The organism is Janthinobacterium sp. GW823-FHT03B06 (genome assembly GCF_058796955.1).
Genome location: NZ_JBXAJE010000007.1, coordinates 317,396 through 337,012 on the forward strand (window position 1 = coordinate 317,396; position 19,617 = coordinate 337,012).

The 19,617-nt window shown below is 63.0% G+C and carries 19 protein-coding genes and 1 pseudogene; 7 read left to right on the top strand and 13 right to left on the bottom strand.

Annotated elements, in window-relative coordinates:
- Window positions 1-9: 9 nt before the first annotated feature.
- The 4 genes from AC1RBA_RS22580 to AC1RBA_RS22595 form a co-directional block, all read right to left on the bottom strand.
- Window positions 10-240, bottom strand: coding sequence for a DUF6139 family protein (locus tag AC1RBA_RS22580; protein ID WP_070224376.1), 231 nt, complete (start codon window positions 238-240; stop codon window positions 10-12).
- 117 nt (window positions 241-357) lie between these two features.
- Window positions 358-1,356 carry a VirK/YbjX family protein gene (locus tag AC1RBA_RS22585; protein WP_175444718.1) on the bottom strand — a complete coding sequence of 333 codons (999 nt, stop codon included), beginning with the start codon at window positions 1,354-1,356 and terminating at the stop codon, window positions 358-360.
- Between the two features lie 46 nt (window positions 1,357-1,402).
- Window positions 1,403-1,942 carry a universal stress protein gene (locus AC1RBA_RS22590; RefSeq protein WP_492419879.1) on the bottom strand — a complete coding sequence of 180 codons (540 nt, stop codon included), beginning with the start codon at window positions 1,940-1,942 and terminating at the stop codon, window positions 1,403-1,405.
- A gap of 103 nt (window positions 1,943-2,045) precedes the next feature.
- Window positions 2,046-2,867, bottom strand: coding sequence for a MipA/OmpV family protein (locus AC1RBA_RS22595; RefSeq protein WP_070224379.1), 822 nt, complete (start codon window positions 2,865-2,867; stop codon window positions 2,046-2,048).
- 156 nt (window positions 2,868-3,023) lie between these two features.
- Between AC1RBA_RS22595 and AC1RBA_RS22600 the strand changes: the two genes are divergently transcribed.
- The 4 genes from AC1RBA_RS22600 (at window position 3,024) to AC1RBA_RS22615 (ending at window position 7,408) form a co-directional block, all read left to right on the top strand.
- Window positions 3,024-3,710, top strand: coding sequence for a response regulator (locus tag AC1RBA_RS22600; protein ID WP_070310519.1), 687 nt, complete (start codon window positions 3,024-3,026; stop codon window positions 3,708-3,710).
- Window positions 3,707-5,095, top strand: coding sequence for a sensor histidine kinase (locus AC1RBA_RS22605; protein ID WP_083287510.1), 1,389 nt, complete (start codon window positions 3,707-3,709; stop codon window positions 5,093-5,095). The genes AC1RBA_RS22600 and AC1RBA_RS22605 overlap by 4 nt, the downstream gene beginning before the upstream one ends.
- A 119-nt stretch (window positions 5,096-5,214) precedes the next feature.
- Window positions 5,215-6,810, top strand: coding sequence for an ATP-binding protein (locus tag AC1RBA_RS22610; RefSeq protein ID WP_070310518.1), 1,596 nt, complete (start codon window positions 5,215-5,217; stop codon window positions 6,808-6,810).
- On the top strand, window positions 6,797-7,408 hold the full coding sequence (locus AC1RBA_RS22615; RefSeq protein ID WP_492401795.1) for a response regulator transcription factor: 612 nt from the start codon (window positions 6,797-6,799) through the stop codon (window positions 7,406-7,408). The genes AC1RBA_RS22610 and AC1RBA_RS22615 overlap by 14 nt, the downstream gene beginning before the upstream one ends.
- A 15-nt stretch (window positions 7,409-7,423) precedes the next feature.
- Here the strand turns inward: AC1RBA_RS22615 and AC1RBA_RS22620 are convergent, their stop codons facing one another.
- The 4 genes and pseudogenes from AC1RBA_RS22620 to AC1RBA_RS22635 all read right to left on the bottom strand — a co-directional run.
- Window positions 7,424-8,524, bottom strand: coding sequence for a glycosyltransferase family 9 protein (locus AC1RBA_RS22620; protein ID WP_070224383.1), 1,101 nt, complete (start codon window positions 8,522-8,524; stop codon window positions 7,424-7,426).
- A 58-nt stretch (window positions 8,525-8,582) separates the two neighbouring features.
- A complete protein-coding gene (gene msbA / locus AC1RBA_RS22625; protein ID WP_070287849.1) occupies window positions 8,583-10,316 on the bottom strand; it encodes a lipid A export permease/ATP-binding protein MsbA in 1,734 nt (577 codons plus the stop codon).
- Between the two features lie 51 nt (window positions 10,317-10,367).
- Window positions 10,368-11,579 carry an O-antigen ligase family protein gene (locus tag AC1RBA_RS22630; protein ID WP_070287851.1) on the bottom strand — a complete coding sequence of 404 codons (1,212 nt, stop codon included), beginning with the start codon at window positions 11,577-11,579 and terminating at the stop codon, window positions 10,368-10,370.
- Between the two features lie 257 nt (window positions 11,580-11,836).
- Window positions 11,837-13,075, bottom strand: a pseudogene (locus AC1RBA_RS22635) (malic enzyme-like NAD(P)-binding protein); the annotation flags it as partial.
- Window positions 13,076-13,281: 206 nt separating this feature from the next.
- On the opposite strand from AC1RBA_RS22635, the gene AC1RBA_RS22640 reads away from it, so the two are divergent.
- The 3 genes from AC1RBA_RS22640 to AC1RBA_RS22650 all read left to right on the top strand — a co-directional run bounded on the left by AC1RBA_RS22640 (window position 13,282) and on the right by AC1RBA_RS22650 (window position 15,507).
- Entirely contained in the window at window positions 13,282-14,307 is a 1,026-nt protein-coding gene (locus tag AC1RBA_RS22640) for a LacI family DNA-binding transcriptional regulator (RefSeq protein ID WP_070224387.1), read from the top strand.
- 114 nt (window positions 14,308-14,421) lie between these two features.
- Complete coding sequence (locus AC1RBA_RS22645; RefSeq protein ID WP_070224388.1) at window positions 14,422-14,901, top strand: hypothetical protein; 480 nt, start codon at window positions 14,422-14,424, stop codon at window positions 14,899-14,901.
- A 66-nt stretch (window positions 14,902-14,967) separates the two neighbouring features.
- Window positions 14,968-15,507, top strand: a complete 540-nt coding sequence (locus AC1RBA_RS22650; protein ID WP_230502344.1) for a hypothetical protein — start codon at window positions 14,968-14,970, stop codon at window positions 15,505-15,507.
- Between the two features lie 4 nt (window positions 15,508-15,511).
- On the opposite strand, the gene AC1RBA_RS22655 is transcribed toward AC1RBA_RS22650, so the two are convergent.
- The 5 genes from AC1RBA_RS22655 to rlmH form a co-directional block, all read right to left on the bottom strand.
- Window positions 15,512-16,141, bottom strand: a complete 630-nt coding sequence (locus AC1RBA_RS22655; protein WP_070287857.1) for a LysE family translocator — start codon at window positions 16,139-16,141, stop codon at window positions 15,512-15,514.
- Window positions 16,142-16,220: 79 nt separating this feature from the next.
- Window positions 16,221-17,003 (bottom strand): AraC family transcriptional regulator, encoded by a 783-nt coding sequence (locus tag AC1RBA_RS22660; RefSeq protein WP_492419880.1) that lies wholly within the window; start codon window positions 17,001-17,003, stop codon window positions 16,221-16,223.
- Window positions 17,004-17,005: 2 nt separating this feature from the next.
- Window positions 17,006-18,469 (bottom strand): ribonuclease G, encoded by a 1,464-nt coding sequence (gene rng / locus AC1RBA_RS22665; protein ID WP_492419881.1) that lies wholly within the window; start codon window positions 18,467-18,469, stop codon window positions 17,006-17,008.
- A 43-nt stretch (window positions 18,470-18,512) separates the two neighbouring features.
- Window positions 18,513-19,133, bottom strand: a complete 621-nt coding sequence (locus tag AC1RBA_RS22670; protein ID WP_070224393.1) for a Maf family protein — start codon at window positions 19,131-19,133, stop codon at window positions 18,513-18,515.
- 8 nt (window positions 19,134-19,141) lie between these two features.
- Window positions 19,142-19,612 carry a 23S rRNA (pseudouridine(1915)-N(3))-methyltransferase RlmH gene (rlmH, locus tag AC1RBA_RS22675; RefSeq protein WP_034747108.1) on the bottom strand — a complete coding sequence of 157 codons (471 nt, stop codon included), beginning with the start codon at window positions 19,610-19,612 and terminating at the stop codon, window positions 19,142-19,144.
- Between the last annotated feature and the right edge of the window lie 5 nt (window positions 19,613-19,617).

Genomic DNA, 19,617 nt, shown 5'->3' on the forward strand with positions numbered 1-19,617 from the left:
TTTTTACGTTTACATGTCTTTCAGGCCCGTGATCGCATAGCCCTTGGCGGCGATCTGCTGGTGCGGCTGTTCGATATGGTAGTCCGGCAATATCTGGGCATCGTCGGCCACTTCGCTGGCGCGTACTTCGAGCTGCCAGTCGGTATTGGTCACTTCTTCCGGAATGAGTTTTCCTTCCGGCACGGCGAGGTAGGAAAAAATGCCGTCGTGCTCGGCCCGGCGGTAGATGTCTACGCGCATGAATGCCTCCTAGTAAGCGTTGGGGGAACCGGCGCACCGTAATGCGACCGATAGCGCTAGCGTAACAGGATTGCGCCGTGCACGGGTTGTAGCGTGTGCCGCAGGTGGGGGCGGCGCTCAGGCGACAACGGAAGCGTAGTCGTCGTCATCGAGCATGGCCGCTTGCCGCGCCTCGCTGGCGGCGGCCGCAGCACCTGCCGTGGCGGCTTGCATCGGGCTGCGATGGGTGTCGAGGCCGCTGCGCAGGCTGGCGATCATGGCCAGCGTCAATTCGTGGCGCTTGCGTGCTTCCGAGCGTTTTTTGGAAGGAATGTCTTGCAGCGCCGGCAAGGGCAGGTTTTCGCACGCTAACTCAAAATCGCCATCCTGGCGCACTTGCGCACCCAGTTCTTGCCATAGCGCATTGTAGTCGGCGAACAAACGGCCTTTCTTGGCGGAATGGTGCACGGCGCGGTTGATGTTGCCGACAAGAAGCATCTTGCGGCAGCCATGTTCGTACCCCAGCTGGCGCACCAGGCGCACCATCAGGGTCTTGGGACGCATGCCGTGCAAGTCGCGCGTTGCCTCGCGCACGCGGTGTGCGCTTTCCTCGCCCTTCGGGCCTTGCAGGCAGCCGATGCGCATGCCCAGGGTGGCGCGCAACTGGCTGCCGAAGAAGGAAAAGGCGATCGAATAGAGGACGTCGTCGTCATCCATCAGTTGCAGCACCATCTCGCCTTCGCGGTCCATCGGATGCAGCGAACACAGTTGCAGGTGGTAGGACGCGCCCGACTTGCCCGCCACTGTGCCCAGGCGTACGGGCCCGTGCGCCGCTTGAGCCATCAGCTTGCCCCAGCCTTGCTGCAAGATGAAATGGTAGTGTTCGGCCAGCAATTCCACGCGCTGGTGGCAATTCAAGGTCAGGCTCAGGTAAGGCCGGTAGACCTTGTGGATCATGTGCGGATAGGCGTGTACCAGATCATGAAACACCGGATGCGAGTTCAGCAGTTGCAGCCATAGTCGGGTTTGGCGCTGTTGCACGCGGGCGCGCAGATGCAGCTTGAGCAGTTCACGCCAGCGGCGCATGCCGCTCGGCATCGCCATCAAGCCGTCAGACAGGGTAATAGTTGGCATCATCGTGCGCATGTCCATGATAAAGGAGGAGCGTCGAAGCCGTTCCGGCTCAGACGGGTACAGGGCTGCTGACGCCCTCGTGGTTTGCCAGCAGGATGGTGGTGCCGCGGCTGCCCCGCGCCAGCTTGCCGGCCAGTCCGCCTGAAAACCGGCGCGGCCAGCCGCCTTGCTTGTGTGCTGGCAAGACGACTTCGTGGCAACCCAATAGCTCAGCCGTATCGAGGATCGTAAACAGCGGCTCGCCGGCGAAAATGTGGGTGCTGAAATCGATATGAGAGCGGCTCAGGTAGAGTCCCGCCTCGTGCATCATGTGCTGCGTGGCCAGGTCAAGGGCATCGCATTCATTGGCGCTGTGCCGGGGCAGGCCATCGGCGCAGCGTCGCGGCGCCGGTGTCACGTGCAACAGGCTGACGCACACTTTGATGCCCCATTCCTGCAGGCGCCTGGCGTAGCGCGCACCATAGATGATGTCGCTGGCGCGCTTGACGGGCAAGAGCAGCAGCAAGGTATCCTGGCCCGGCTTGTCGCAGGCACCCGCGGCGCTTTCCGGGGCGCGGGGGCGTTGCGGGGCAAGGCGCGATGCATGCATGGAAAAGATGGCCGTGGTGGAAAAACCGTGTCATCTTATCCATGCCCGTATCCGCTGTAAATTGGCGAAACAGCGTACGGGTTTCCCTTATGTTCGCGTGTTGTTAATAGCGGTAAGTGACATACACGGCGCCGATCGGCGATGTCTTGCGCTGCACGATGGGGCTCTTGGCCGCGTCGCCCAGACGGCTCTCGACGCCGATCAGCGTATTGATGCCCCAGCGTGCATCGAAGCGGTGTTCCCAGTTGACGGTGGCTTGCGCTTCATAGAAACCGCCCTTGGGCGTGTATTGCTTGAACGAGGTATTGGCGGCCTGGGTGGCCGTCACGCCATACATGGTCTGCACGTACTTGCGCTCGCCCCAGCCCAGCTGGCCGCCGATGGTCACGCTGTCTTGCTGCACGCCCTTGGCATCGGCCCGGCCGTAGATCTGTCCTGTGGCGCCGAAATGCACGTTCGCGCCATTTTCGCGGTTCGACAGGGGAATGTCGCTCGTGACGCTCAGCGACAGGCCCGGCAAAGGCGAATAACCGGCACTGAGCAGGGCGCTGGCGTTGCCCTTGACTTCGCCCATGCCCTTCAGGTAATCGCTGCCGCCCCAGCCGTTGGCGCCCGTGCGCTTGTGGTCTTCGCGGTTGCCGCGGTAGCCCAGTGCGGCGCTGTAGCTGAAGGCGCCTGCCTGGCCGCCATAGCCGATGCCGCGCGACGTGCTGAAGAACAGGCCATTGGCCATGGCGTAATCGAGGATGATCAGCGGCGAGGCCGACAACTTGTCGGCGCCGGAATAGCTGGAGACGGCGGCGACGCCGCCGCCGATGGTGAAGACATTTTCCGCCGGCGGTTCGGCCGCCGCGGCGGCCAGCGGGTTGAGGATCATGCCGCTGGCAAGTGCCAGCGAGGTCAGCAGGGTTGTGGGTGCGTGCATGGAGTTTTCCGTCAGATGAGAACCGAGTCCGGAGTGGCTCGATTGACTGCCGGTAGTATCTGTCCTTGCCATGAAGGAAAAATGAGCCTTTTATTAAGATTGCATGAAGAGCGCTTCTTTACCCTTTCTTCAGCTTGCGGTGGTTTAATACCCACCATGAAGATATTGCTGATTGAAGATGATATGGACCTGGGCAACGGCGTGCGGATCGCCTTGCGCGACCAGGGCATGCAAGTGGTCTGGGTCCGCAGCCTGGAGGATGCGGCGCGCAGCATCGAGCACGACAGTTGCGAGCTGGTGCTGCTGGACCTGGGCTTGCCCGATGGCGATGGCCTCGATTTGCTGGCCCGGCTGCGCGCGGCCCGCTTGCCGGTGCTGATCCTCAGCGCCCGCGACACGCTGGAGCAGCGCTTGCGGGGCCTCGATGGCGGCGCCGACGATTACCTGGTGAAGCCCTTCGTGCTGGCCGAGCTGCTGTCGCGCGTGCGCGCCCTGGCGCGCCGCAGCTATGGCTTCGACGGCGACACCATCGAGTTGCGCGGCCTGCTGCTGCAGGTGCCCACGCGCCGTGTCAGCGTGCATGGCCGGCCCGTGGAGCTTACGGCCAGTGAATATGCCTTGCTGAAGACCTTGCTGATGCGCGCCAACCGGGTCATCACGCGCCGCGTGCTGGAAGAACATATCCTGCCCGGCGGGCTTGCCAATGCCAGCAATACCCTTGACGTGCATATGGGCAACCTGCGCCGCAAGATAGGCGAAGGCTATATCCGTACCGTGCGCGGCGTCGGCTATGTCATCGACCAGCAGGGCGAATCATCCACCCAATCGGGTGCCGGCGCATGATGGGGCGTTTCTGGGCCATGCTGCGCCAGCCTACCCTGGTACGCCGCCTGATGATGGCGCAAATGCTGATGCTGACCATGGTGTGGAGCCTGGCCGTGGCGTATGTGCTGGTCGAGGGCGCGGATGAAGCGAGCACTGTCAGCCGCGGCGTCCTGCATGCCATTATCAGCGTGGCCGATAACCTGGCCGAGCAGCCGCAGCGCCAGGAACAAAGCTTGCGCGCCATCGACGAAGCCCTGCGCGAGGAGTTTGAAACGGGGCAGGTGCCGGAACTGGCGCCGCGCATCCTGGTCTGGCGCGAAGGCAAGCTGGTCTACAAGTCGCCCGATGCGCCCAGCGGGATCCGCAGCGCCGGCCCGGAACAGATGGAAGTCGTGTACATCAAGGGGCAGGCCTGGCGCAGCCGCAGCCTGGCCGAGGGCGGCACGCGCGTGACGGTGCTGGAAGCGGGAGGCGCCTGGCAATTGTTCATCACCATCAATTCACGCGGTTACTACCTGCTGCCGTTGCTGATCAGCTTGCCGTTCCTGCTGGTGCCGGCCTGGCTGTCGATCCGCCTTGCCATGCGCCCGTGGCGCAAGCTGGCGCAGGAGGTGGCGGCGCGCGGGCCGCAGGATTTGCGTCCGCTGACCTTCAAGCCGCCGCATGGCGAACTGGCGGCACTGGTTGACAATATCAATGCGCTGCTGCAGCGGGTCGATGCCAGCGCTGCGCGCGAACGCAGCTTCATCGCCGATGCCACGCATGAGCTGCGCACGCCGCTGGCGGCCATGCGTGTCAATGTCGAGGCCTTGCAGGGCCAGGTACATGATGCGCGCCAGCAAGAGCTGCTGGACGGTATCTTGAACAGCGGCAACCGGGCCGCGCGTCTGGTGGGCCAGCTGCTGCAGCTGACGCGCAGTGAAGTGCAGGCGGGCGCGGGCGAGTTGCCGCGGCGCCAGGCGCTCGATACCTTGCTGCAAGATCGTCTGGCGGCCCTGTCCGGCCTGGCCCAGGCGGGCGAGATCGAGCTTGAATTGCAAGCCAGCGTCTCGCTCAGCGTGCCCGGACAGCGCGAAAGCCTGGTGTCGCTGATCGACAACCTGGTGGAAAACGCCATCAAGTACAGTCCGCGCGGCAGCAGCGTGACGGTGTCGCTGCATGCGGAGCGGGGCCAGGCCGTGTTGCATGTGGCCGATCAGGGACCGGGCATCGCGCCGGCACTGTATGACCGCGTGTTCGACCGCTTTTTCCGCGCGCCGCAGCAGGCGCAGCCAGGCAGCGGCCTGGGCTTGTCCATCGTCGCTTCCGTCGTACGCCAGCATGGCGGCACGATTCAGTTGCACAGCGGTAACGGTGGCCTGGGTTTGCTGGTGGAGGTGCGCTTGCCCCTGGCCGTAGCCTGACCGCGCTGGCGTGCCTTGCGATATTGCATGAAGATTATTTCATGTGCCTATAACGCAAGATGGCATGGCGTGGCGCACGCTTGCGATGCATAATGCGGAACAGTTTAAAAAACACCGTTATGCGCCCCTTCCTGTCCCGCTACCTGCCGTATCCCGCCTTTGTCGGCCTGTACCTGCTGTTTGACTGGGCCACGTATATTGACCCGATGTACGGGCTGAACATCACCCCGTGGAATCCCGACCCCGCGCTGGGTCTGGTATTTTGGCTGATCCACGGCCGCAAGGCGGCGCTGCCATGGTTCATCGCCCTGGTGGCCGGCGAGGTGCTGGTGCGCGGCATGCCGGCTGGCCTGCCCCTGACCTTGCTCTGTTCGGCGTGGCTGGTGCTCGGCTATGGCGGTATCGGCGTAGTCTTGCGCCGCAGTTTCAGCAGCAGCGACATCTTCGACAACCGGCGCCGCCTGAGCGCCTGGGTTCTCATCGTGCTGCTTGGCACCGCGCTCAATGCAATCGGCTATATTTCATTGCTGTCGCTCACGGGGCGCATACCGTCCGCCGAATGGGGCACGGCCGTCTGGCGTTTCGGCATCGGCGACACGGTCGGCATGCTGGTGTCGATGCCGCTGATCTGGGTGCTGTTCAGCGAGCGCGGGCGTGAGCGCCTGCATGCCGCCGTCTGGCGCTGGGAAACCCTGGCGTACCTGGCCCTGGCCTGCTTCGTGCTGTGGAGCGTTTTCGGTTCCATCGTGCGTTCCGAATACAAGCATTTCTATTTTTTGTTTCTCCCCGTCATCTGGGCCGCCTCGCGCCAGGGCTTGCATGGCGCCGTGCTGGCCGTGTTTGTATTGCAGCTATGCATCATCACCCTGGTGAAATGGACGCATGCCGTCGATATCCAGTTTTATGAATTGCAACTGCTCGACGCCGTGCTGGCGCTGGTGGGCTTTTTTATCGGCATCGTCGTCGATGAAATGCGCCAGGTGGCCGACGAACTGAAGCACACGATGCGCCTGGCGGCGGCCGGCGAAATGGCGGCCGCCCTGGCGCACGAACTGAACCAGCCGCTGACGGCCTTGTCGACCTATGGCAAGGCGTGCGAATACCTGCTGGAACGGGGCGAGAACGGCGCCTTGCTGCAGGGCGCCATCGGGCACATGATCGTTGAATCGGGACGCGCCGCGGACGTGGTGCGCCGCCTGCGCGACTTTTTCCGTACCGGCGCGATGCAGCTCGAGGCGGTGCAGGCGAGCGCCTTGATCGAGGGCCTGGCGCGCCAGTTCGCGCCGCTGTTCCATGAGCATGGCATCGAGCTGGCACTGGCGCCTCCGTCGCCGCTGGCCGTCAATGCGGACCGCCTGCAAATCGAACTGGTATTGCGTAACTTGCTGGCCAATGCACAGGATGCGGTGATGGCCCAGCCGCGCGGCCAGCGCCGCATCACGGTGTCGGCCGAGCCGCTCGAGGGCGGGCGGCTGCGCCTGTCCGTGGAAGACAGCGGGCCCGGCATTTCCAACAGCCTGGCCGCGCGCCTGTTCGAACCGTTCGTCTCGACCAAGGCCAGCGGCCTGGGGCTGGGGCTGGTACTCAGCCGCAGCATCGTCGAAGCGCATGGCGGCCAGCTATGGGCCGAAGTGGGCAAGCATGGTATGTTTCGTTTTATCCTGCCTCTGGCGCACGCCAGTGCAGCCGCCAGGGGAGAGTATGGTGACAAGTAATTTGACGGTGTTTATCGTGGACGACGATCCCGCCGTGCGCGATGCGCTGGGTTTGCTGTTGGGCATACGCGGCTACCGCACGGCGCTGTTTTCCTGCGGCGAGGATTTCCTGCACAGCTGGCGGCCCGAGTGGGCCGGTTGTCTGCTGATCGATATCCGCATGTCGGGCATGGATGGCCTGAGCCTGCAGCGCCGCTTGCTGGAGCTCAAATGCATGCTGCCCATCATCATCATCACGGGGCACGGCGACGTGGCCCTGGCACGCCAGGCATTCAAGGCGCAGGCCAGCGATTTCCTGGAAAAACCATTTGACCACGACAAGCTGCTGACCGCCATCGATGAAGCATTTTCACGCGAGGCGCATGCGCGCGGCCAGTTGCAGCGCCAGGTGGATGGGCTCGCCTTGCTGCGCGCCTTGACGCCGCGCGAGCGCGAAGTGATGCAGTTGGTGGTGACGGGCCAGCACAACCGCGATATCGCCCCGGCGCTCGGTATTTCCGTACGCACGGTGGAAGTGCACAAGGCGCGCCTGATGGACAAGCTGGGCGTCGATAATGTGGCCGACCTGGTGCGCATCAGCATGCTGGGCACCGGCTAGCCGAGGAAGAGTTCTCTAGGCGATCGCCTTCAATACCTGATCGCTTGAAATCGCCTTGACCCAGTCGCTGCGCCGCGCCACCGTGATGACGGTGCTGTTGGCGCTGTCGAAGGGGGCCCATTCAGGATTCTTCTTGCGCATCAATGCCACTACGGGCACATGCACGGCGTTTGCCAGATGCATGATCGATGTTTCCACCGAAATAATCAGGTCGCATTGCGCCAGCATGGCCGGCAGTTGGAAAAAGTTGTCGACGGCACTGAAGGCCTGCGTACGCGGCAAGTTGTGCGCCTGCACGACGGCATCCACCTTGGCCAGTTCCTGCGGCATGGCATTGATCAGGAAGCAGGCATGCTGCCATTTCGGCATCGCTTGCATGCGCGTGATCAGCTCGGCAATGCGCTCCAGGGGCCAGCCGCGCTTGTGCGACTTGGCAAACGGGTTCAATAGCACGAGCGGACCCTGGCGCGGGGCAAAGCCCCAGGCGGCCAGCTGCTCTTGCGCCTGCTGCAATGCGTGCTCGGGAATGTGCACGAAGGGATAGCGTTCGGCCACGGGAATGTCGAGTCCCGTCAATTGATGGAACCAGTCCGCATACACGCTGCTGATATGGTGTTCGCCGGCATCCTGTCCCGCATACGAGGCCAGCACGGCATCGATCTTGCGGTAGGCCAGGTAATGCCAGGGGCGCAAGGGGCTGAACGGCTTGCGCGTGCCGATCACCAGCCCGTGCGGGCTGATGGCCCGGGCGAGGTCCGCATATTGCTGTGGCCGTACGTGGGCCAGCGACACGACGACAGGATAGTGCTCCGCCTTGGCTTCGCGCAGCGACTCTTCGTACAGCGCGGGGCTGTAAGTCTTGCGGTACACCTTGGAAAACAGGCCCGACTGTTCCACCCAGTCATACAGCGAATAGGTGCGCAAGCTTTCCCATTGTTTGGCGTCGGACGTGCGTCGGACTTCATCGACCCACAGGTGGATCTGGATATGCGGGTAGGCCGCGGCAAAGGCGCGGAAGCCGTTTTGCAGGTAGGTGAAGTCTCCCAGCGCCAGATGGGCGATGAACAGAATTTTGTCCGACTTTTGTAGCAGTTCGGCGGGAATCAAGGGCGTCATGTATCAGTACGATTTCAGGTATTCATTCGATGGTGTCATACCACTGGGTGGGATGGTGTCATGCCACTTGCTGGGAAAATTGCAGGCGGTGCAGATTGGCATAGGCGCCGTTGGCGTCCAATAATTGCTGGTGACTGCCGGTTTCCATTATTTTCCCATGTGACAATACCACGATACGGTCCGCCCGTTCAATTGTTGATAGGCGATGAGCAATAACTAAGGTGGTTTTTCCTTGCATTAGGTGTTCCAGTGCCGCTTGCACGGCCCGTTCCGCCTCCGTATCCAGTGCCGAGGTGGCTTCATCGAGAATCAGGATGGGCGCATCCTTGTAGATCGCGCGGGCAATGGCCACGCGCTGGCGCTGGCCGCCGGACAGGCGCGAGCCATTGTCGCCCAGGCGCGTTTCCAGGCCGTCGGGCAAGCCGTCGATGACGTCCGACAGGAAGGCTGCCGCGGCGGCCGCCTCAATGCGCTGCCGGTCCGGGGCCGCATCGCCATACGCGATATTGGCGGCCAGGGTATCGTCGAACAGCACCACCTGCTGGCTGACCATGGCGATCTGGCTGCGCAGGCTGGTCAAGGCGATGGCATCGATATTCTGTCCATCGAGCAAGATTTCACCGCTGCTGACCGAGTAAAAGCCGGGCAGCAGGCTGACCAGGGTCGATTTGCCGCCGCCGGACATGCCGACAAAGGCGACCGTTTGTCCCGGCGCGATGTTCAGGTCGATGTGTCGCAGGGCCGGTTCCGGATGTCCGGGGTAGGCAAAGCTCACGTCCTTGAACTCGATGCGGCCTTTGCTGCGGCCGGCCAGCGGCTTGCCGCCCGTGCGTTCCGGTGTCTTGTCGATCAGCAAAAAGACTTCTTCGGCGGCGGCCATGCCGCGTTGCAGGGGACCGTTGACTTCGGCCAGTTGCTTCAACGGCGTCAGCAGCATCAGCATGGCCGTGATGAAGGATACAAAGCCGCCGACCGTGATCTGCCCCTGCTCCGACTGGAACAGGGCCATCACGATGACCAGGGCCACGGCGGCGGCCGTGATCACCTGCGTGATGGGCACGGTGGCGGAAAAGGTCGTGGTCATGCGCATGCTGTAGCGGCGCAATTGTTCGGCGCGCTCTTCGAAGCGCGCTTTCTCGTAGGCCTGGCCGCCGAAGATCTTGATCACTTGCTGCGCGCGCGTGGTTTCTTCGATGACCTGGGTCAGCTCGGCATTGACGGCCAGCGAGTCGCGGTTGAGTTTTTTCAGGCGCTTGCCCGTGGTGCGCACGACGATGGTCAGCACGGGCAGCAGCACCAGGGTCACCAGGGTCAGTGCCCAGTTCAGGTACAGCAGCCATGCCAGCAAGCCCAGCACGGTCAGCGAGGAGCGCACGATCGAGGTAAACACCTTGGTCACCATCTCGATGATCTGCTGCACCTCGAACATGATGGAGTTGATGACCTTGCCCACCGTGTGCGTGTTGTAGAAGTCGATGGGCAAGTTCAGCATGCTGGCAAACATCCGGCGCCGCAATTCGTTGAGGATGCGCGTGGAGACATAGCTCATCAGGTAGCTGCTGGCAAACGTCGACGCGCCGCGGATGGCAAAGATGCCGATGACGATCAGCGGCACCAGCCAGAAGGAAAAACGCACTTTGCCGCCAAAACCATTGTCGAGCAGCAGCTTGAGCGCATACGGCAGCAGCGGTTCCGTGCCCGCCGTGACGACCATCGCCAGCAGGGCCAGGGCCAGGTGTTTCTTATAGGGCGCGTGCAGCGCGGTAAGGCGCTTCAGGTCGGGCGTGAGCATCGGTATGATTCCTTGCAGGGGACAGCAAAAACGGTCAGGCGAAAAACGAGCTCAAGCGGTGCGCTCTTGCTGGCGCAACAGGGCCCACAATATCACCATCGGGAAGACCAGCATGATGATGCCGATATTCAGGGTGAGCGAGCTCGTCGTAAGGCCAAAAATCAGGTAGCAGGTGCATAGCACCACGCCGGCCAGCGCGAACGGCCTGGCGCTGCCAGGGCCGTGACGCAGTGCTCGCACAAACAGAGCCAACGGCACGAGGAAGAGCGCCAATAAGGCCAGTACGCCGACGATGCCGCGTTTGACGAGTGCATCGAGGTAATCATTGTGGGCGTTGGTGTAGTCTTTGATGCTGGCGTCCATTTTGCCCCCCTCCGCAAGCGTTTGCTTGGCGGCAAGGTAGCCGCTGCGCCCCATGCCAAGCCAGATATGCTCATCGGAAAGAGCCCATGCGGTACGCCACATTTCGATGCGCTGGCCGATGGATGTGGTCACCGTGTCGCTGTCCTGAAACTGTTCTATTTCACTCATCGCTATTGCTATGCGTTCAGGTACGCGCGAGTTCGGAAGCGTATAAGCCAGTGTGGACACGGCCAGGAGTGCGCTCAGCAGGGCGGCCACGTAGCGTGCTCCGCGGCCTTTCGAGTAGTGGTATAGAAAAAGACAGGCGCAGACGGGAAGTGCCAGCCAACCTCCGCGGCTGACGCTGATGATGGATCCCACGATGCCAGTCAGTCCACCGGCCAGCAATAACATGCTCCATGCCAGGTGACGGCTCTGCGTGCGTGCCCAGTCCAGGCCGCACAACGATAGCATGCCAAGCAGTATGCTGACGTTGCCATAGTGAATGGCATTGCTGGTGGCCGCTTGTGGACGGTACATCTCCAGCACGAGAATTTGCCAGGAAGCTAAAGCGGCACCGCAGATGGCGCCGATGGCAACGCCACCCCACCACGCTGCGGGGCGAGGTGGATAGGCAAGTAGTAACAGCAGTACCGGTGTGGCCAGTAGCGCACGTAGTGGCATGTCGAGTTCGCGCGTTGGATCAGCGTGATACAGCATGTTCGCCGTGAAAACGAAGAAATACAATAGCAGCGTGCCCAGCAGCAGATAATCCCGGCGCTGCAGGTTCAGGCGGGGGCGTTTCCATAGCAGACAGGTACTCGCAAGCAGAAGGGCCACGGCGCCCCATGAATATCCGCTGGTCACAGCCAATGACAATGCAGAAAAAAGAAAAACACAAACAGAAGTCAGGCCGAGCATGAATATCCTTGGTAATGCGTATTATCGCCATACTGGCAACTGTAGCAACATAAAGTAGTCGCCATTGTAATCGAAGGTTCATGCAAGAATGCCCGCATAGTATCTGCTTATTAAATAAGGATTTGAGTGTCTCCACGGGCAGAAACGAAAAAACCATGGTTTTTTTGGCCATGGTTTTTTTGTAAGCAATGGTAACTTGCTGTAATTTTGTCAAGGCAAGGCGGGCCTTGCCTTGCGCATCAGGCGGTAGCCGGCACGCGCGTGGCTACGCCGGTAGCGATGGCCGCTTGGGACACGGCAGGCGCGACCCAGCTGCGCAGACGCTCGTCGAACGGTGACGGGATCAGTTGCAACGGCGTCAGGGCGCTGCTCTCGTGGCCTGGCAACGGCTCCTTGGCCAGCGCGGCAATGGCGCGCACGCAGGCCAGCTTCATCTCTTCATTGATGGTGGTGGCGCCCACGTCGAGCGCGCCGCGGAAGATGTACGGGAAGCACAGCACATTGTTGATCTGGTTCGGATAATCCGAGCGGCCCGTCGCCACGATGGCGTCGTCGCGCACGGCGTGCACTTTCTCCGGGGCAATTTCCGGATGCGGATTGGCCAGGGCGAAGATCAAAGGCTTGGCGGCCATCGATTCGACCATCTGTGCGCTGACCACGCCGCCCTTCGAGACGCCGATGAAGATGTCGGCGCCGACCATGGCGTCGGCCAGGTCGCGGTCGCTCGTATCGTTCGCGTAGCGCGCCTTGTTCTCTTCCATGTTGGCATCGCGGCCCGGGTAGATCACGCCCTGGCTGTCGCACACTTTCAGCAGCGACTTGTTCAGGCCCAGCGAGACGAGCAAGTCCAGGCAGGCGATCGAGGCCGCGCCGGCGCCCGAGACGGCCACTTTCACATTGCCGATATCCTTGCCCACCAGCTCCAGGCCGTTCAGGATGCCGGCCGCGACGATGATGGCCGTGCCGTGCTGGTCGTCGTGGAAGACGGGAATGTTCATGCGCTTGCGCAATTGCTGTTCGATGTAGAAGCAGTCGGGCGCCTTGATGTCTTCCAGGTTGATGCCGCCGAAGGTCGGCTCCATGCGCACCACAGTGTCGATGAACAGGTCGGGGTCGTTCTCGGCCAGCTCGATGTCGAACACATCGACATCGGCGAACTGCTTGAACAGGCAAGCTTTGCCTTCCATCACCGGTTTGCTGGCCAGCGGGCCGATATCGCCCAGGCCCAGTACGGCCGTGCCATTGGTGATCACGGCCACCAGGTTGCTGCGCGACGTGTAGGTGCCGGCCGTGCGCGGATCTTCCACGATGGCTTCGCAGGCGAAGGCCACGCCCGGCGAGTACGCCAGGGTCAGGGCGCGGGCGTCGCCCAGTGGTTTGGTGGGCGTGACGGAAATCTTGCCTGCGCGGGGTTGTGCGTGATAGGCGAGGGCGGCTTCTTTCAGGTTGAAGGTTTCGCCGTTCTGTTCGGCATGCTTGCTGTGCGAAGTAGACATAGGAATTCTGGGAGGGGCAACCAGGCCCGAGTGGTAAGTCCGAGCCATGGTATGCAAGCGTTTGCACGCTGTCAAGGCTGGAATGTACTTAAGCGTACCAAAACCGCTTTGGGCAACGGCTTTATTTCAATGCAAGCGTTTGCTCGGTTTTTGACGAAATGGGGAATTTTTACGATAAAATCACAGTATTGCGATCCGGGAAGCCCATGACAAACAAGAACCCCACCTTAAGCGACGTTGCGCGGGCCAGCGGCGTGCACTTTTCCACCGTGTCGCGCGTGATGAACCCGGCAACGCGGCAAATGGTCAGCGCCGAGGTGGCCGCGCGCGTGCTGGCCGAAGCGGGCCGCCTCGGCTACCGGCCGAACCGCGCCGCCTCGACCCTCGTCACGCGCAAGTCGCGCATCATCGGCGTGGTCTTGCCCGACATCACCAACGCTGTTTTCCCGCCGATTTTGCTGGGCATCGAAGAGGGCTTGCGCAAGCATGGCTACCTGGCCATCGTCGCCAATGTGGGCGCCGACGAGGAAGAGCAGCTGTTCGTCATCAACCGCCTGCTGGGGCAGCAGGTCGATGGCCTGATTTTGGCTACCGCACGGCGCGACGATCCCGTCATCAAGATGTGCATCGACCAGAATGTGCCCGTCGTCACCGTCAACCGCAGCGACGAGACGGGTGTCGCTTCCTGCGTCGTCAGCGACGACGTGGTCGGCATGCGCCTGGCCGTGGAACACTTGCTGGCGCTCGGTCACCGCCATATCGCGCACATTGCCGGCCCGGAAAACCTGTCCACGGGCCACGTGCGCCGTCTCGGTTTCCTGGCCGCCATCCAGGCCAGCGAACTCGACCCCTCGCAAGCGTTCGTCTTTGAAAGCAGCGGCTATTCGCGCGAATGCGGCAAGGCGGCCCTGCTGGAACTGCTGCGCCAGTCGCCGCAAACGACGGCCGTGGTGACGGGCAGCGACCTGGTGGCCCTCGGCTGCTACGACGCCATCCGCGAACTGGGCTTGAGCTGTCCCGAAGATATTTCCGTGGTGGGCCACAACGACATGCCCTACATGGATATGATCCGTCCGCCTTTGAGCACCATCCGCATCCGCCACCACGGCATCGGCACGGAAGCGGCCCGGCTGATCCTGCAAACCATCGCCTCGCCCGACTCCCCGGTGATCGACGTGCGCCTGAAGCCCGAGCTGGTGGTGCGCGAGTCGACGGCGCCGCCGCGCGCCTGAGCCTGCCACTTGTTGCCCTTCTTTTGCCAGAGTATGTTTAAATCTTGATATTGATATTAATCAAGACAACGCCATGCAGACGACGGAAAAGCATGCACAGCAGGGAGGCCGCTGATGCCGAAGAATTTCGGCATGCCCGGCAGCGCCTGGCGCTATGCACTGGGCAGTGACTATGGTTATTGCTCGCCGCTACTCGAAGGCATTGAATTTGAAAACGAGTGGGTGACGATACGCGAATCGGCGATCCGCATCCGTGCCGGTTATGCCTGGGATGGCTGTTCGCCCTGTATCAGCGTGCTCGGCCTGTTTTATGTGGGCACGCCCGATGGCGCGCAGCACCTAGGCTTGCCCGCCACCTACCATGCCAGCCTCGTGCATGACGTGCTGTGCCAGTGGCGCGCCGAGATGCCCGTCACCCGCGCGCAGTCGATCGCCATTTTCCACCAGTTGCTCAGGGAGGTGCGCTTCCCCCTGGCGGGACTGTATGCCGGCGCCGTCTTCCTGTTCGGGCCACGGCGTGGCTTCATGCGGCCCGGTGCGCGCGCCGTAGTGGCCGCCCCGCACCCGCCAGGCGCAACATTAAAGCGGCGCTAACGCCGCCGCCGACGCGCCATGATGTTAAACTGGCGCCCCTCATCGTTTCTCTTGCCCTCTACCGCCATGACCAAAACCAACACGCCTTCCCCGAAACGCCGCGAAGAGGGCGTCGCCAAACTGACCGTCAATCCCTTCCTCGATGCCGAGTTTTACGCGCGCATGCGCGACTACACGGAGCGCGACGCAGCCATCATCAAGGAATTGAAGGCAATCGCCGAGATCCGCGCCGGCAACAAGCAGCCCGATCCCCGCCTGGCGCCGTCGCTGGCCGCCTTGCGCAGCACCGTCAAGAAAGGCTTGAGCTTTGGCGACATGCTCGAGCGCATGGCGGCCGGCAAGGAAAAGGGCTTGTGGGAACCGTGGATGACAACCTTCGGCATCGAGATCCGCGCCGTCAACTACGGCGCCGGCCCGCGCAACGCCTGCCTGGTGCTGGACTTGGCCGCGAATGCCCCCGCGCACGCGATGTTCGCCAAGGCCGGCATCCAGAACTGGCGCAGCCTGGCTGCCGACGACTGCTCCGTCGTGCGCTCGGAAAAAGCGACGGAAACCACGCCGTTGAAAGTGTACGCCGTCTTTTACCTGGATCCGCTGCCGGCCTGATCCGTCAGACACTGCTGCTGGCGACATTTACCAGCAGCAGCACCGCCAGCACGATCAGCATCACGCCCGACAGCCGTTCCAGCAATGGCAGGGCGCGCGCGAGGCGCTGCCGCAGCGCGCCATTGCCGATGGCCAGCGCCACCGCCATGTCCCACGCCAGCACCGCACACACCATCCACACGCCATACAGCACGACCGAGCCGCTGCCCGTTTGCCGGCTGGCGACGACGGACGCTAGACTCACGTAGAACAGCGCATTCTTCGGATTCAGGATGGCAGACAGGAAACCCATGCCCAGGCCGTTGCGCCAGTGCGCCTTGCCGGGCGTGGCGGCCGGCGCTGCCGTCAGCGTCGTGGTGCCCGCATGGCGCAGGAATAGGCCGCCCAGGTACAGCAGATAAGCGCAGCCCGCCAATTGCACGGCGATAAACAGGGGACTGCCTGGATGCAGCACGGCGACGCCGCCAAACGCCGCCACGATGAACACGCCATTGGCCAGTGCGATGCCGATGCACGCTGGCATGGCGCCGCGCCAGCCGTGCGCCAGCGCGCTGCGGGCGACGAGGAAAAAATCGGGCCCCGGCGACAGCAGCGCGAGGAAGTGGGCAGCGGCGATAAGGAGAAAATCCTGCATGAAACGCGACTCCGGCAATGGCGATGCGCGAGTATGCGGGGGGACGCTCCGGTCTGTATTGAAGAAAATTGCAGGCACTTCAGCCGCGATAGCGTCCCGGCGTGATGCCGGCATGCGCCTTGAAGACGCGCTGCAGGTGGCTCTGGTCGGCAAACCCCAGCGCGCAGGCGATGTCGGCCAGGGCGTTGCCCGCCTGCAAGTCGCTGCGCGCGCGGTTGACGCCCAGATTCAGCTGGTACGCATGCGGCGTCATGCCGGTGGCGGCACGGAAGGCGCGGATCAGCTGGTAGCGGCTCATGCCGGCCATTTCGGCCAGTTGCGCCAGGCTGGCCAGCGGTTGAGACTGCAGCTGCTGCACTACCGGGCGCAGTTGCATCGGGATGCGGGCAGCTTGCGAGGGGAGGGGGATTGCCGCGCCGGCATCGGCACAGGCGTGTAGCAAGGCCAGCAGGGCCTCTTGCTTGGCGGCCGCGGCTGCGGGCGAGAACAGCAGCGCATTCATCGCACAGAACTGCGCATACAGGACAGGTTCGTGCAGTACGCTGGCGCTGCTTGCATCCAGCCGCGGCACGTGGATATGCAGCCATTGCACATCGAGATGCAGCATCTGGTAGCTCCAGACGGCGTCAGGCAGGGGATTGCAGGCGTGCACGCAGCCGGCCGGCACCAGCACCAGGCTGCCATTGCCAAGAGCCACCTTGCCCTCTTTGCTGCCCGTAAAGATGCTGCCGCCCGAATCGACGGCGCCGATGGAAAACGTGGGATGGCTGTGCGGTTTGTAGCACGCGCGGCTGTGGCAGGCGCGCCGGCTCTCCACGTGGGGTAGCGCCGGGTCGCGCCAGAAAGCGGTGGTGCCGGGCATGGCTACATCAGAATGACGTCGTACTGCTCCTGGTGGTAGGCGTTCTCCACCTGCAGCGAGATTTTCTTGCCGATGAAGTCGCCCAGCATGGCCAGGTGCTGCGATTCCTCTTCCAAAAACAGATCGACCACTTCCTGCGAGGCGAGAATGCGGAATTCGCGCGGGTTGAACTGTTTTGCCTCGCGCAGCAGTTCGCGCAGAATTTCATAGCAGATCGTGCGCGAGGTTTTCACCTGGCCCTTGCCGGCGCAGGCGGGGCACGGTTCGCACAGGATGTGGGCCAGCGATTCGCGCGTGCGCTTGCGCGTCATTTCCACCAGGCCCAGTGGCGAGAAGTTGCTCACCGACACCTTGGTACGGTCGCGCGACAAGGTGCGTTTCAGTTCGGCCAGCACGGCGTTGCGGTGCTCGGCGTTGTCCATGTCGATGAAGTCGAGGATGATGATGCCGCCCAGGTTGCGCAGGCGCAGCTGGCGCGCGATGGCGTGCGCCGCCTCCAGGTTGGTCTTGAAAATCGTGTCGGCGAAATTGCGCCCGCCGACAAAACCGCCCGTGTTGACGTCGATGGTGGTCATCGCTTCCGTCTGGTCGACGATCAGGTAGCCGCCCGATTTCAGGTCGACGCGGCGGCCCAGCGCGCGCAAAATCTCTTCTTCCACGCCGTACAGGTCGAACAGGGGGCGCTCGCCCGTGTAGTGCTGCAGGCGCGTCAGTTCGCTGGGCGTGTAGATTTCCGCGAATTCGCGCAGTTTTACATAGTTTTCGCGCGAATCGACCTGGATGGTGGCCGTTTCATCGCCGACGAAGTCGCGCAGCACGCGCTGCGCCAGGCTCAAGTCCTGGTGCAGCAGGCTGGTGGCGGGACGCGTGCGCGCGCCGTGCGTGATCGTGCTCCAGGTTTTTCTCAGGTAGTCGACGTCAGCCTTCAGGTCCGCGTCGGACGCGTCTTCGGCCATGGTGCGCACGATGTAACCGCCTTTTTCATCGGGCGGCAGCAGGCTTTGCAGGCGCATGCGCAGCTGTTCGCGCTCCGCTTCCTTTTCGATTTTCTGCGAGATGCCGATGTGCTTGTCTTGCGGCAGATAGACCAGCATGCGCCCGGCGATGGAAATCTGCGTCGACAGGCGCGCGCCCTTGGTGCCGATCGGGTCCTTGATCACCTGCACCGTCAGCACCTGGCCGTCAAACAGGATTTTTTCGATCGGCGCCGGCGTCGCGTTCTGGCCGTCGTGGCCGCGCGCTTCCCAGATGTCGGCCACGTGCAGGAAGGCGGCGCGCTCCAGGCCGATGTCGATGAACGCCGACTGCATGCCCGGCAACACTCGCACCACTTTGCCGGAGTACACATTGCCGGCCAGGCCGCGCGTGAGCGTGCGCTCGATGTGCAATTCCTGCACGGCGCCCTGCAGGATGAGGGCGACGCGCGTTTCTTGCGGCGTGATATTGATCAGGATGTCTTCGTTCATGGGGGCGCGGGAGTGGAGGCAACGAATGACATCATACCCGGGATCAGGGCAGGGGCAAACCTGCCAGCCGTAGCAACTGTGCGGTTTCGTACAGGGGCAGGCCCATGATGCCGGAATGGCTGCCTTCGATATGCTCGACGAACAGCGCGGCGCTGCCCTGGATGCCGTAGCCGCCGGCCTTGTCGTAGGGTTCCGGCGTGGCGCAATAGGCGGCGATCGAGGCGGGCGAGAGCACGCCGAAGCGCACTTGCGATACCTGCGTGCGCTGTTCGGCGAAATCCTTGTAGTGCACGGCGATCGAGGTCAGCACCTCGTGCGTGCGGCCCGACAGCTGCTGCAGCATCGCCACAGCTTCCGCCCGGTCGGCCGGCTTGCCGAGGATGACGCCGTCGATGGTGACGGTGGTGTCGGCCGCCAGCACGGGGCGCGGGGTCAGGTGGCGGCGGCGCACCAGGTCCCAGGCGAAGGCGGCTTTTTCATTCGACACGCGGGCGACATAGTCGAGCGCCGATTCGCCGGGGAGGACTTCCTCGGTGACGTCGGCGCCGCGCGGGCCGTCGCTGCGCAGCAGCAGCAATTCGAAATCGATGCCGATCTGGCGCAGCAGTTCGCGCCGGCGCGGGCTTTTGGAGGCGAGGTAGATCTTGTGATCAGCCGTTTTCATGGGGGAGTTCAGACACGGTGGTAGGGGTGGTTTTGCGTGATCGACCAGGCACGATAGAGCTGCTCGGCGAGGATCACGCGCACCACGCCGTGCGGCAGGGTCATGCTGGAAATGCGCAGCATGCCTTCGGCACGCGCCTTGAGTTGCGGATCGAGGCCGTCGGCCCCGCCGATCAGGAAAGCCGTGTCGCGGCCATCCTGCTGCCACGCCATCAATTGCTGCGACAGGCCGACGCTGGTCAGATCCTTGCCGCGTTCGTCGAGGGCGATGATGCGCACGCCCTTGGGCAGGACGGCTTCGATGCGCTCGCGTTCGAGCGCCATCGCCGTGGCGGCGGTCTTGCTGCCGGAGCGCTCCACCGGCTTGATTTCTTTCAGCACGATGCGCAATTCCGGCGGCATGCGCTTCGCGTATTCCGCGAAGCCCGTCTCTATCCAGGCCGGCATTTTATGGCCGACCGCAGCGATGATGAGCTGCATCGAGG